Below are 12,779 nucleotides of genomic sequence, written 5' to 3'. Positions count from 1 at the left end.
GCTGTGAAAACACTAATAAGAAAAATATCCCGAACCGCCATCACGCTGATTTTGGTGGTGCTGGCTTTCATCGCCATTTTCCACGCGTGGGTCTATTACACTGAATCTCCGTGGACGCGTGATGCACGCTTCAGCGCCGATGTTGTGGCTATCGCACCGGACGTGGCCGGGCTTATCACCGACGTGAATGTGAAGGATAACCAACTGGTTCATAAAAATCAGGTCCTGTTCACTATCGATCAGCCGCGTTACCAGAAAGCGCTCGAAGAAGCCGATGCAGACGTGGCGTACTATCAGGTACTGGCGTCAGAAAAACGTCGTGAAGCCGGACGTCGTAACCAGTTAGGCACCATGGCCATGTCTCGCGAAGAGATTGATCAGGCCAACAACCTCTTACAAACCGTTGAACATCAGTTAGCGAAAGCGCAGGCCACCCGCGATTTGGCGCGTCTTGACCTCGAGCGTACCGTGATTCGTGCCCCGGCCGATGGCTGGGTGACTAACCTGAACGTGTACAGCGGTGAATTTATTACCCGTGGCTCGACCGCCGTGGCGCTGGTGAAAAAAGAAAGCTTCTATGTGATGGCCTACATGGAAGAAACCAAGCTGGAAGGCGTGCGTCCAGGCTATCGTGCGGAAATTACCCCGCTAGGCAGCACCAATGTCATCAAAGGCACCGTTGACAGCATCGCGGCAGGCGTGACCAACGCCAGCAGCAGCAGCGATGTAAAAGGTATGGCGACCATCGATTCCAACCTCGAGTGGGTACGTCTGGCACAGCGTGTGCCAGTGCGTATTCACCTTGACCAGCAGCAGGGTAACCTGTGGCCTGCGGGCACTACCGCCACAGTGATCATTACCGGCGCGAAAGACAGAGACACGCAGAAGGTCTCCTTCTTCCAGAAGTTAGGTATGCGTCTGCGTGAGTTCGGTTAATCGCTATGGGCATTTTCTCTATTGCCGATCGGCACCTGCGGTTTGCCATCAAACTGGCCTGCGCGATTGTACTGGCCCTGTTTGTCGGCTTTCACTTTCAGCTTGAAACGCCGCGTTGGGCGGTCCTGACCGCTGCAATTGTGGCGGCGGGCCCGGCGTTTGCCGCCGGGGGCGAACCGTATTCTGGTGCTATCCGTTACCGCGGAATGCTGCGTATTTGCGGGACGTTTATCGGTTGTATCGCCGCACTGGTAATGATCATCGTTCTGATCCGTGCCCCGTTAGTGATGGTGATGGTGTGCTGCCTATGGGCGGGATTCTGTACCTGGGTGTCTTCGCTGGTGAAAGTGGAGAATTCCTACGCCTGGGGACTGGCGGGTTACACTGCGCTGATCATTATTATCACTATTCAGAACGCTCCGTTGCTGTCACCGCAGTTTGCCGTCGAACGCTGCAGCGAGATTGTGATCGGGATTGTCTGTGCGATCGTCGCCGATCTGCTGTTTTCCCCGCGGTCGATTAAACAAGAGATCGACCGGGAACTTGATGCATTACTGGTTGCTCAATATCAGCTGATGCAGCTCTGTATACGTCACGGTGACAGCGAAGAAGTTGACGCCGCCTGGGGCGGGCTGGTGCGCCAGACGCAGGCGCTAGAAGGCATGCGTAGCAGCCTGCACATGGAATCTTCCCGCTGGGCGCGCGCCAATCGGCGTCTGAAAGCGCTGAATACGCTGTCACTGACGCTGATTACTCAGGCCTGCGAAACCTATCTGATTCAAAATTTTCGTCCAGATTTAATCACCCCGGAATGGCGTGAAATGTTCGCTCAGCCGGTCGAAACGGTGCGGGACGTGCATAAACAGCTAAAACGCATGCGCCGCATTCTTTCCTGGACCGGCGAGCACGACACGCCGATTACCTTATACAGCTGGGTTGGCGCCGCCACGCGCTATCAGCTGCTTAAACGTGGCGTAGTGGGTAACGCAAAAATCAGCGCCCGAGAAGAAGAGATTTTGCAGGGCGAAGTGGTGGTGAAGGTGGAATCCGCGGAGCGCCACCATGCGATGGTCAACTTCTGGCGTACCACGCTTTCCTGTGCGCTTGGTACGGTGTTCTGGCTGTGGACTGGCTGGACATCCGGCAGCGGTGCGATGGTGATGATTGCCGTAGTGACCTCGCTGGCAATGCGTTTGCCTAACCCTAAAATGGCGGGGATCGACTTCCTGTATGGCACCGTTGCCGCACTGCCGATTGGCGCGTTTTACTTCCTGGTTGTTCTGCCGTCGACCCAACAAAGTATGCTGTTGTTGTGTATCAGCCTCGCAGTGCTGGCGTTCTTTATTGGGATTGAAGTGCAGAAACGGCGGTTGGGTTCGCTCGGTACGCTGGCGTCCACCATCAACATTCTGGTGCTGGATAACCCGATGACTTTCCATTTCAGCCAGTTCCTCGACAGCGCGCTCGGCCAACTGGTGGGCTGCTTCCTGGCGTTGATGATTATCTTGCTGGTGCGTGATAACTCCCAGGCTCGAACCGGACGGGTGCTGCTGAATCAGTTTGTATCGGCCGCCGTTTCCTCCCTGACGACCAACACCGCACGCCGCAATGAGAACCATCTGCCCGCCCTGTACCAGCAGCTGTTTTTACTGCTGAACAAATACCCGGGCGATCTCGCCAAATTCCGCCTGGCCCTGACGCTGATTATTGCGCACCAGCGCCTGCGCGACGCGCCGGTCCCGGTCAACGATGACCTTTCGGCGTTCCACCGCCAGCTGCGTCGTACGGCGGATAAGCTCATTTCAGCCAGCAACGACGATAAGCGCCGCCGTTACTTTGACCGCTTGCTGGAGGAACTGGATGTGTACCAGGAAAAACTGGTTATCTGGCAGGCGTCGCCTCAGGTCACCGAACCGGTCAATCGGCTGGTGGGTATGCTGAGGAAATATCAGCATGCGCTCACGGTGAGTTAACCCAGAAACCGACGCAGAAGCGTCGGTTTTTTTATGGCTATACTTAACTGTTATCACAGGACATCACCGTCAGGGGACAACTATGACCATGCAGACACTTCAGGATAACGAACTTTTTCAGACCGGATATCTGGTCGACGGAATATGGAAAACGCTTGAAACCACCTTCGACGTGGTAAACCCGGCAACCGGCGAAACGATCGCCAGGGTCGCGAAAGCCGGGAGGCAGGAAACCGAAGCCGCCATCGCAGCGGCGAGCAAAGCCTTCCCGCTCTGGCGCGCGAAAACCGCCAAAGAGCGCTCAGAAATTCTGTATCGCTGGTATCAGCTGATCATCGAAAACAAAGCCTGGCTCGGCAGGCTGATGACCACCGAGCAGGGCAAGCCGCTGAAAGAGGCCGAAGGTGAAGTGGAATACGCGGCGAGCTTCATTCAGTGGTTCGCTGAACAAGGCAAACGCGCCAACGGAGAAATTATCCCTCCCGCCAAACCGGGCTCACGCATTCTGGCCACCCGCGAACCGATCGGCGTCGTGGCGGCAATTACTCCGTGGAACTTCCCGATGGCGATGCTGACCCGCAAACTCGGTCCGGCGCTGGCGACGGGCTGTACCGGTGTCATCAAACCCGCGAATAACACGCCACTCAGCGCCTTTGCATTGCTCCAGCTGGCGAAGAAAGCGGGCATGCCTGATGGCGTGCTGAATGCGGTCGCCGGGACGACTCAGGAAATCAGCGACGCGATTATGGCGAGCCACGAAGTGCGTAAAATCTCCTTCACCGGCTCAACGGCGGTTGGTAAAACGCTGATGCGCAATGCCGCAGAAACCATGAAAAAAGTGTCGATGGAGCTTGGCGGTAACGCACCCTATATCGTTTTTGACGATGCGGATATCGACGCGGCGGTAAAAGGGGCGATAGCCAATAAATTCCGCAACGCCGGGCAGGTGTGCGTCAGCGTTAATCGCTTCTATATTCATGAGAAGGTCTATAACGATTTCACCCACAGGCTTACCGAGGCGGTGAATGCGCTTAAGGTCGGAAACGGCGTGGACGAAGGCGTAGTCGTCGGCCCGATGATTGAACCTTCCGCTGTGAAAAAAGTACGCGAGCACGTGGAAGATGCGGTCGCAAAAGGGGCCAGCGTGCTCGCGGGGGGGAAACTGCATGCGCTCGGCGGTAATTTCTGGCAGCCAACCGTCCTGGGGGATTGCAGCGACAATATGCAGCTTGCGAAGGAAGAGACATTTGGGCCGGTAGCCGCCTGTTTCCGATTCACCAGCGAAGAGGAGGTTATTCAGCGGGCGAACAATACCCCGTTTGGTCTGGCGGCTTACTTCTATACTCAAAACCTGCAGCGCGTGTTCCGGGTATCGCAGGCGCTGGAAAGCGGCATGATCGGGATTAACGAATACGCGGTATCGACAGAATTAGGGCCATTTGGTGGCGTTAAAGAGTCCGGGTTGGGCCGTGAGGGTTCGGTACTGGGGCTGGAAGAGTTTCTGGAAGTGAAAACCCTGCATCTGGGGGGGTTGTAAGCCGGAACCCGGGCGGCGATTGTCGCCCGGCCAGGAAAGAGGCGGGGAATGCATGAAAACCTATACTTTTGATTTTGACGAAATAGGTACTCAGAACGATTTCTATCGTGAGTTTACCCGCACTTTTACGTTGAGCGGTACGGTCATTCGCGATTTGGATTCTCTCTGGGAAGTGGTCACCGGCAATCAGCTGCCGTTGCCACTGGAAATTGAGTTTGTCCATCTGGAAGAGAAGCAGCGTCGGCGCTACGGGGCATTAATTCTGTTGTTTGACGAGGCTGAGGAAGAGCTGGAGGGGATGTTGCGATTCAATGTGCTTCCGTCATAAAAAAGCCCCCGACAGGCGGGGGCAAGTCGTCAGATAAGACGACGAGGGTTTATTTGTACAGCTCGGCAGTGGCGTGCCAGGTATCACCGGTACGTGCTTCAATAATACGGTAGCTGCTGGCGCCTTCTTTCTGCGCTTTTGCTGCCAGCTGGTGATGCATATCCATTGGGTCACTGCCGATCTGTGATACAGAAACGGTGCCCATGGATTGCAGACCCTGAGCCTGCTCTGCATTAATCTGATGAACTGCTGCGCCTGCACTAAAGGAAAGAACCGATGCCAGGCCCAGTGTTGCGATAATCATTGCGCTTTTCATAATCTTTACTCCTGATTCATAGACTGCGCGGCGAGAAGGTTTGAACTGCTTTTTTTATGCCTGGTGCCGCGTTGTGACGTGTTTGTTTCGTACCGACTCTCAATAAAACTTATTTGTACAGCTCAGCCGTTGCGTGCCAATGATCGCCGCTACGGGCTTCGATTACGCGGTAAGAGGATGCCCCTTTTTGCTGCGCTTTCTGATTCAGCATGTCGTGCATGTCCATTGGGGACGAACCGACTGCGCCGACGGAAACGGTGCCGATGGCTTCGCGATTTGCTGCCTGATCCGCGTTGATTGAATCAGCGGCGAAAGCGCCAAAAGAAAGAACAGAAAGAATGGTCAGTGCACTTACAGTGGTTTTGATTTTCATAATTTTCACCTCGTCGAATTTTTTAGCAGGGTCTCTGTTTCGTGACCCTCATCACAAAATCAAGTATACACTAGTCGCCGAAGAAATTAATACCAGGCTAATGGTTTCTAATGTAATTAATTGTCAAAAACCGTCATTTTTATAACGGAAAAGCATTAAAAAGGTCAGGATGAGACGAGAATTAGCTTATATTTCTAATAAAATCATATGGATATAATTAATTGATGATTTGTGCTCTTTTGATAACAACATTCACTGGCTGATTACATTCAGGCAGTGAAACGCACTTAATGTTAAATAAAATGGCGTTTTATGTAGCGAGCGGAGATGTGCGGGGAGGATAAGACGCTCTCCGGCCAAGTGCCGGAGAGAGGCAGATTAAAGCTCTTGTTCGAACAGCACCAGAATGGCTTCGTACAGGTCTTTAACGCTAAATCCACGGGCTGGCGTGGTGAAGATAGTGTCATCACCGGCAATGCTGCCGAGGATCCCTTCCGCTTTACCCAGGGAGTCGAGCAAGCGGGCAATCAGCTGTGCGGCACCTGGACTGGTATGAATGACCACCACCGAATCGTTGTAGTCGATATCCAGTACCAGGTTTTTAAGCGGGCTGGATGTGGTCGGCACGCCCAGCTCTGCTGGCAGGCAATAGACCATTTCCATTTTGGCATTGCGGGTACGTACCGCGCCAAACTTTGTCAGCATACGGGAGACTTTGGACTGGTTGATATTTTCGAAGCCCTCCTCCTGTAATGCCTGAACGATCTCACCTTGAGAGCTGAACTTTTCTTCTTTTAGTAGCGCTTTAAACGCTTTGATTAATTCGTCTTGCTTAGCGGAGCTTCGCATAAGTCACCCGTATCATGGCGGTAAAAACAACATTATTATGCATATAGATGAATTTTTATGCAAATGATCTGCCGTGAATAAGGCTGAAATAATGTTATGAAAGGGAAGGATTTTATCAAAAATAGTTATCAAGAAACATGCTTTCGTCACGGGGCGAAAATAACGTCAAAAGTAAATAAAATGTTATAAAAATGATGTTGTTTTGCTTGTCTGGCTGGGTGTATTGTAACCAGCAGTCGACTGGTTACGCCGTCGCGGGTCTCTTGTCACAGGCGGTAAAGTGAGCAATGACACCGCAATGCTGCGGGGAATGCCGCATTCTTCAATGACGTTTGTTGTCATTATTTACCTTGTGAATTAAGGTTGCCGCAACGGAGTTTCGGTAGATGAAACTAACCATAATAAGGAGTTTAGGATGAAAGTCGCAGTCCTCGGCGCAGCTGGCGGTATTGGCCAGGCGCTTGCCCTACTACTTAAGACCCAACTGCCTTCAGGCTCAGAACTCTCCCTGTATGACATCGCGCCGGTAACCCCTGGCGTGGCAGTGGATCTCAGTCATATCCCAACCGCGGTAAAAATCAAAGGCTTCTCTGGCGAAGACGCAACTCCAGCACTGGAAGGCGCTGATGTGGTGCTGATTTCTGCTGGCGTCGCACGTAAGCCGGGTATGGATCGCTCCGATCTGTTCAACGTCAACGCGGGCATCGTGAAAAATCTGGTGCAGCAGGTGGCAAAAACCTGCCCTAAAGCCTGCATTGGCATCATCACTAACCCGGTCAACACCACAGTGGCGATTGCCGCTGAAGTGTTGAAGAAAGCGGGCGTGTACGACAAAAACAAACTGTTCGGCGTCACCACGCTGGACATCATCCGCTCGAATACCTTCGTGGCGGAGCTGAAAGGCAAGCAGCCGAATGACATTGAGGTGCCGGTGATTGGTGGGCACTCAGGCGTGACCATTCTCCCACTGCTGTCGCAAATTCCTGGCGTGAGCTTCTCCGAGCAGGAAGCGGCTGACCTGACCAAACGCATTCAGAATGCGGGCACCGAAGTGGTGGAAGCGAAAGCCGGTGGCGGCTCTGCAACGCTGTCTATGGGCCAGGCCGCGGCACGTTTCGGTCTGTCTCTGGTGCGTGCGCTTCAGGGCGAAAAAGGTGTGGTGGAATGCGCCTACGTTGAAGGCGACGGTCAATATGCGCATTTCTTCTCTCAACCGTTGCTGCTGGGTAAAAACGGTGTGGAAGAGCGCCAGTCTATCGGCAAACTGAGCGCCTGGGAGCAGCAATCGCTGGAAGGCATGCTGGACACGCTGAAGAAAGATATCGTACTGGGCGAAGAGTTCGTCAAATAAGCCTGACGCCAGAATGAAAAACCGGAGCCATCGCTCCGGTTTTTTTATACCTGTCAGTTGGAGGCGGGGTATTCCTGAATGGTGACATCAAGCGACAGCTTTTTATCATCACGCATCACCACCACCGGGATAACTGAACCTGGACGAATTTCCGCTACCTGGTCCATGGTTTCCAGCGCAGAGACCGCAGGCTTGTTGTTCACGGAGACAATCACGTCGTTGACCTGAATACCGGCTTCCGCCGCCGGGCCACCCGACGCCACTTCATTGACCACAATTCCCTGAATCTGATCCATCGGGCCGCCCTGAGCATGCAGCGGGGCAATCTCACGGCCGCTAATACCGATGTAGCCACGAATCACCCGTCCATCGCGGATCAGCTTATCCATAATTTTGGTTGCCAGCTGGAACGGAATGGCGAAGCCAATGCCTTCCGGCGTTTCGCCATCATTACTTTTATCAAAGGAAAGGGTGTTAATCCCCATCAGTTCGCCGAGCGAGTTCACCAGCGCACCGCCGGAGTTACCGTGGTTAATAGAGGCATCCGTTTGCAGGAAATTCTGGCGGCCTGACGGATTGAGGCCGATACGACCGGTGGCGCTGATAATCCCTTGGGTGATGGTCTGCCCCAGGTTGTAAGGATTACCAATCGCCAGTACCACGTCGCCAATGTGCGGCGTGCGTTTAGGGTTGATAGGGATAACCGGTAGCCCGCCGTTAGCGTTGATTTTCAATACCGCGAGATCGGTCAGGCTATCGGAGCCGACGATCAGCGCCTCAAATACGCGGCCATCCTGTAGCGCGACGATGATTTGGTCGGCATCGTTAATCACGTGCTTGTTGGTAATGATGTACCCACGCTCGTCCATGATGACCCCGGATCCTAGCGTCAGCATGTTATGGCTGGAATTGTTGTTCAGTGCGCGGTTGTAGACGTTCACCACCGCAGGTGCAGCGCGTTTTACCGCCTGATTATAGCTGACAGGCGATTCATCAGCACTGTCATAAGGTGCTGATGTTAGCGGGTTAAATTGCCGCAACGACGGCATAACTGCCAGCAGAATGCCACTGACGATACATCCGATTGCGACTGAGCGTAAGAGCTTTGCAAGCATGGTGCGATTATCACAGGTAAGGAAACAGGCGAAGCATATCACGAGTTATGCGGACATCACACGCAGGCGATGTCCGCAGCGTTTTCGCTTAATGCAGCAGCAGATAAATACTTTCATTATTGCGCATGATGTTCAACGCAATGATGGCCGGCTTGGTTTCCAGCACCTTACGCATCTCGGCAATGGACTGCACGCGCTGGCGGTTGATACCGATAATCACGTCACCTTTATGCAGCCCCACCATTGCGGCCGCGCTGCCTTTATCAACGTCATTGAGCACGATGCCTTTGGTACCGTCCTTCATCTGGCCGTCGCTCAGTGATGCGCCTTGCAGGGCTGGGGTAATCAGTTCCGCGCTGGCGGTCGCCGAGGTGCTTTTATCCAGCGTCACTTCTATGCTCAGCGGTTTGCCTTCACGCAGCAGGCCGAGCTTGACCTTGGTGCCCGGTTCTGTGGTGGCGATACGCGAGCGCAGTTCGGCGAAGCTGCTAAGCGGTTTGTCATTCAGGCTAACAATAATGTCGCCTGCTTTAATGCCCGCTTTTGCCGAGCCAGAGCCAGGCAGTACTTCGCTGATAAACGCCCCGCGTTGAATATCCAGATTAAACGCTTTGGCGATGTCAGCGGTCATCTCCATGCCTTTAATACCGAGCAGGCCACGTTTGATTTCGCCAAACTGAATCAGCTGCTTGGCGAGTGTAATCGCCATGTTGCTCGGAATGGCAAAGCCAATCCCGATGCTGCCGCCGCTCGGGGCGAGAATAGCGGTGTTGATCCCGACCAGTTCACCGTTGAGATTCAACAGCGCGCCGCCGGAATTACCGCGGTTGATGGAGGCGTCGGTCTGGATAAAGTTTTCCAGACCTTCGAGATTCAGGCCGCTGCGTCCGAGGGCTGAAATGATGCCCGACGTCGCGGTTTGTCCGAGGCCGAACGGGTTGCCGACGGCGACGGCAAAATCACCGACGCGCAGTTTATCGGAGTCGGCAATCGCGATTTGCGTCAGATGATCGGCCTTTTGCAATTGCAGTAGTGCGATATCGCTTTGGTCGTCGCTGCCCACAAGTTTGGCTTCAAACTCGCGGCCGTCGTTCAACTGCACGCTGATTTTCTGCGCCTGGCTGATGACGTGATTGTTGGTCAGGACGTAACCCTTCGCAGCATCAATGATGACGCCCGAGCCAAGCCCTTCAAAAGGCTGGGGCTGTTCATTCGGCGCATCTTCACCTAAATATTTTTTCAGCTCTTCCGGAACCTGTCCGCGTTCACTTGGGGAGGCTGTGCCTTCCACCTGAACACTCACCACCGCAGGCAGCACTTTCTCCAGCATCGGCGCAAGGCTCGGTATCTGAGCCTGGCCTGGAATCTGGGCAGGTAGAGAAGCCGACACTGGCGCTGCGACGCCAAGAGATAACCCAACACTTAACGCTAACGCACTTAATAATAAGGTTTGTTTCTTCATTGATGCTGGCTCTCATAACCTGAGGAATGTGAGGAAAATACGCCCTTAAACCGTTCGATGTTATTGAATTTTCGAACGTCTAACAATGAGGTGAATGATTAAATAATAGCTGGGTCAGGCAGGAAGTGACGGGCGCAGTGGTTGCGCCCGTAAATAAAGAGGATTAATCGCGTTTAGCCGCGCTGCGAAGCAGGCCAGAAGCACCGTCAGAATAGTCGCGTGGCATCTGTACCGGCGCCTGATCGTTGCTGGCTTCAGATTCAGCCAGACGATTGCGGAACGGATTATCTTCGGCGCTCATTTCCGGCAGCAGGCTGCTGGAGCTCTTCGCCATGTGCTGATAGAGCTGACGATAGTCATGCGCCATATTGTCGAGCAGCTCAGCGCTGTGAGCAAAGTGGCTGACCAGTTCTTCACGATACTCGTCCAGCTCTGCTTTATTTTTTTCCAGTTCGTACTGCAGGGCCTGCTGTTGACGTAATTTGCGGTTCCCAAATCGCATAGCGACGGCGCCAATGATGAGACCGACGACTAAACCAATTAGCGCATATTCCCAGGTCATGAACTTCTCCCGTTGTTTTGTGGTTCCGTTAGGGTGGCAAAAAGGCTGCTCGCCCGCGCCCGATATTGCCACTATAACCGCTATTTCCTTAGAAGTGGAATCCTGGCGTGTCATCGCGTACTGTAGAACGGCCTTTTTTTCGACAACCGTGAACTGCTGCACGTTGCTTTTCAGGAAATAACAACAACTTATGCAAAGCATGACCCCCACATCGCGATATCTTCAGGCCCTTAACGAGGGCAGTCATCAGCCCGATGACGTTCAGCGTGAGGCCGTCTCCCGGCTGGACACTATCTATCAGGAACTGATTCACCTTCCGGCGACAGCGGCTCCCGCCAGTGGTGGCCTGCGGGCAAAGTTCGGCAAACTGCTGGGTAAGCGTGAATCGACGACAAACGCACCGGTTCGCGGCTTATATATGTGGGGCGGCGTGGGGCGAGGGAAAACCTGGCTGATGGATATGTTCTATCAAAGTCTGCCGGGTGAGCGGAAACAGCGCCTGCATTTCCATCGCTTTATGCTGCGAGTGCATGAAGAATTGACGGCGTTGCAGGGCCACAGCGATCCGCTGGAAATCGTCGCGGACCGCTTTAAATCCGAAACCGACGTGCTGTGCTTTGACGAGTTCTTCGTTTCAGACATTACCGATGCAATGCTGCTCGGCGGCCTGATGAAAGCGCTATTCACCCGCGGAATTACGCTGGTGGCCACGTCCAACATCCCGCCTGACGACCTGTACCGCAACGGCCTGCAGCGCGCGCGTTTCCTTCCGGCTATCGACGCGATAAAAGAACACTGCGACATCATGAACGTCGATGCCGGTATTGATTACCGTCTGCGCACACTGACCCAGGCGCATCTGTGGCTGTCGCCGCTGAATGACGATACCCGCCAGCAAATGGACAAACTGTGGCTGGCGCTGGCCGGTGTGAAGCGTGAGCAGATGCCGGTGCTGGAAATCAACCATCGCCCGCTGCCGACGCTTGGCGCCGAAAACCAGACTCTGGCGGTGTCGTTTGCGACGCTGTGCGTGGATGCCCGCAGCCAGCACGATTACATCGCGCTTTCGCGTCTGTTCCACACGGTGATGCTGTCTGACGTGCCGGTGATGACGGCGCTGATGGAAAGCGAAGCGCGTCGTTTTATTGCGTTGGTGGACGAATTTTACGAACGCCACGTCAAGCTGGTGGTCAGCGCGCAGGTGCCGTTGTATGACATTTATAAAGGAGAGCGCCTGAAGTTTGAATTCCAGCGCTGCCTTTCCCGTTTGCAGGAGATGCAAAGCGAAGAGTACCTCAAGCGCAAGCATCTGGCGGGCTAAAAACCGTTTCTAATCACAAAAAGGGGTCGACCTTTGAAGTCGACTTCTCTATAATCCTGCGACCCCACGTTACAACTAAAGTTTTTTTCCCAAAACTTTTGTCGTGCCGGCATAGGCTATTCGAAGGGGTAGGTTTGCTGGACAATGTCGTGTGAACCTCAACTTTTAAACGTTTGGGTGTTCACCAACGTGTAACTATTTATTGGGTAAGCTTTTAATGAAAACTTTTACAGCTAAACCAGAAACCGTACAGCGCGACTGGTATGTTGTTGACGCGACCGGTAAGACTCTGGGTCGTCTGGCTTCCGAACTGGCTCGTCGCCTGCGCGGTAAGCACAAAGCGGAATACACTCCGCACGTGGATACCGGTGACTACATCATCGTTCTGAACGCAGAAAAAGTTGCTGTAACCGGCAACAAGCGTGAAGACAAGGTGTATTACCATCACACCGGCCACATCGGCGGTATTAAAGAAGCGACCTTTGAAGAGATGATTGCCCGCCGTCCTGAGCGTGTAATTGAAATCGCGGTTAAAGGCATGCTGCCAAAAGGCCCGCTGGGTCGTGCTATGTACCGTAAACTGAAAGTTTACGCGGGTAACGAGCACAACCACGCGGCACAGCAACCGCAAGTTCTGGACATCTAATCGGGATTAT

The 12,779-nt window shown here is 53.7% G+C and carries 13 protein-coding genes; 7 read left to right on the top strand and 6 right to left on the bottom strand.

The features are described 5' to 3' along the window. Positions 1-3 precede the first annotated feature (3 nt). The 4 genes from aaeA (at position 4) to MUU47_RS08670 (ending at position 4,774) form a co-directional block, all read left to right on the top strand. Positions 4-936 (top strand): p-hydroxybenzoic acid efflux pump subunit AaeA, encoded by a 933-nt coding sequence (gene aaeA / locus MUU47_RS08685; RefSeq protein ID WP_258987778.1) that lies wholly within the window; start codon positions 4-6, stop codon positions 934-936. A 5-nt stretch (positions 937-941) separates the two neighbouring features. Continuing rightward, complete coding sequence (gene aaeB / locus MUU47_RS08680) at positions 942-2,909, top strand: p-hydroxybenzoic acid efflux pump subunit AaeB (protein WP_258987777.1); 1,968 nt, start codon at positions 942-944, stop codon at positions 2,907-2,909. 82 nt (positions 2,910-2,991) lie between these two features. After that, positions 2,992-4,446 (top strand): NAD-dependent succinate-semialdehyde dehydrogenase, encoded by a 1,455-nt coding sequence (locus MUU47_RS08675; protein ID WP_258987776.1) that lies wholly within the window; start codon positions 2,992-2,994, stop codon positions 4,444-4,446. A gap of 52 nt (positions 4,447-4,498) precedes the next feature. Continuing rightward, a complete protein-coding gene (locus MUU47_RS08670) occupies positions 4,499-4,774 on the top strand; it encodes a barstar family protein (protein ID WP_258987775.1) in 276 nt (91 codons plus the stop codon). A gap of 49 nt (positions 4,775-4,823) precedes the next feature. On the opposite strand, the gene yhcN (MUU47_RS08665) is transcribed toward MUU47_RS08670, so the two are convergent. The 3 genes from yhcN (MUU47_RS08665) to argR form a co-directional block, all read right to left on the bottom strand. Then, positions 4,824-5,090 (bottom strand): peroxide/acid stress response protein YhcN, encoded by a 267-nt coding sequence (gene yhcN, locus MUU47_RS08665; protein ID WP_258987774.1) that lies wholly within the window; start codon positions 5,088-5,090, stop codon positions 4,824-4,826. Between the two features lie 109 nt (positions 5,091-5,199). Continuing rightward, on the bottom strand, positions 5,200-5,463 hold the full coding sequence (yhcN, locus tag MUU47_RS08660) for a peroxide/acid stress response protein YhcN (RefSeq protein WP_258987773.1): 264 nt from the start codon (positions 5,461-5,463) through the stop codon (positions 5,200-5,202). A gap of 378 nt (positions 5,464-5,841) precedes the next feature. Continuing rightward, positions 5,842-6,312: a transcriptional regulator ArgR gene (gene argR, locus MUU47_RS08655; RefSeq protein ID WP_258987772.1), complete on the bottom strand. Its 471-nt coding sequence runs from the start codon at positions 6,310-6,312 to the stop codon at positions 5,842-5,844. Positions 6,313-6,727: 415 nt separating this feature from the next. On the opposite strand from argR, the gene mdh reads away from it, so the two are divergent. Next, positions 6,728-7,663, top strand: coding sequence for a malate dehydrogenase (mdh, locus tag MUU47_RS08650; protein WP_258987771.1), 936 nt, complete (start codon positions 6,728-6,730; stop codon positions 7,661-7,663). Between the two features lie 53 nt (positions 7,664-7,716). On the opposite strand, the gene degS is transcribed toward mdh, so the two are convergent. From degS to zapG, 3 genes are all read right to left on the bottom strand, one after another. Then, positions 7,717-8,778, bottom strand: a complete 1,062-nt coding sequence (gene degS / locus MUU47_RS08645; protein ID WP_258987770.1) for an outer membrane-stress sensor serine endopeptidase DegS — start codon at positions 8,776-8,778, stop codon at positions 7,717-7,719. Positions 8,779-8,866: 88 nt separating this feature from the next. Further along, entirely contained in the window at positions 8,867-10,240 is a 1,374-nt protein-coding gene (gene degQ, locus MUU47_RS08640; RefSeq protein WP_258987769.1) for a serine endoprotease DegQ, read from the bottom strand. A gap of 163 nt (positions 10,241-10,403) precedes the next feature. Next, complete coding sequence (zapG, locus tag MUU47_RS08635; RefSeq protein WP_159772305.1) at positions 10,404-10,802, bottom strand: Z-ring associated protein ZapG; 399 nt, start codon at positions 10,800-10,802, stop codon at positions 10,404-10,406. 190 nt (positions 10,803-10,992) lie between these two features. On the opposite strand from zapG, the gene zapE reads away from it, so the two are divergent. Continuing rightward, complete coding sequence (gene zapE, locus MUU47_RS08630; RefSeq protein WP_258987768.1) at positions 10,993-12,123, top strand: cell division protein ZapE; 1,131 nt, start codon at positions 10,993-10,995, stop codon at positions 12,121-12,123. 217 nt (positions 12,124-12,340) lie between these two features. Further along, entirely contained in the window at positions 12,341-12,769 is a 429-nt protein-coding gene (gene rplM / locus MUU47_RS08625) for a 50S ribosomal protein L13 (protein WP_110510601.1), read from the top strand. Positions 12,770-12,779 lie beyond the last annotated feature (10 nt).

The organism is Scandinavium hiltneri, assembly GCF_024764835.1.
GTDB classification, from domain to species: Bacteria; Pseudomonadota; Gammaproteobacteria; order Enterobacterales; family Enterobacteriaceae; genus Scandinavium; species Scandinavium hiltneri.
This window is presented reverse-complemented; position numbering and strand designations above follow the sequence as displayed.

Coding starts and splice junctions, on each gene's coding strand:
- MUU47_RS08670 (WP_258987775.1), top strand. CDS start 4,499: ATGAAAACCTATACTTTTGATTTTGACGAAATAGGTACTCAGAACGAT.
- degQ (WP_258987769.1), bottom strand. CDS start 10,240: ATGAAGAAACAAACCTTATTATTAAGTGCGTTAGCGTTAAGTGTTGGG.
- argR (WP_258987772.1), bottom strand. CDS start 6,312: ATGCGAAGCTCCGCTAAGCAAGACGAATTAATCAAAGCGTTTAAAGCG.
- degS (WP_258987770.1), bottom strand. CDS start 8,778: ATGCTTGCAAAGCTCTTACGCTCAGTCGCAATCGGATGTATCGTCAGT.
- yhcN (WP_258987774.1), bottom strand. CDS start 5,090: ATGAAAAGCGCAATGATTATCGCAACACTGGGCCTGGCATCGGTTCTT.
- mdh (WP_258987771.1), top strand. CDS start 6,728: ATGAAAGTCGCAGTCCTCGGCGCAGCTGGCGGTATTGGCCAGGCGCTT.
- MUU47_RS08675 (WP_258987776.1), top strand. CDS start 2,992: ATGACCATGCAGACACTTCAGGATAACGAACTTTTTCAGACCGGATAT.
- rplM (WP_110510601.1), top strand. CDS start 12,341: ATGAAAACTTTTACAGCTAAACCAGAAACCGTACAGCGCGACTGGTAT.
- aaeB (WP_258987777.1), top strand. CDS start 942: ATGGGCATTTTCTCTATTGCCGATCGGCACCTGCGGTTTGCCATCAAA.
- zapE (WP_258987768.1), top strand. CDS start 10,993: ATGCAAAGCATGACCCCCACATCGCGATATCTTCAGGCCCTTAACGAG.
- zapG (WP_159772305.1), bottom strand. CDS start 10,802: ATGACCTGGGAATATGCGCTAATTGGTTTAGTCGTCGGTCTCATCATT.
- yhcN (WP_258987773.1), bottom strand. CDS start 5,463: ATGAAAATCAAAACCACTGTAAGTGCACTGACCATTCTTTCTGTTCTT.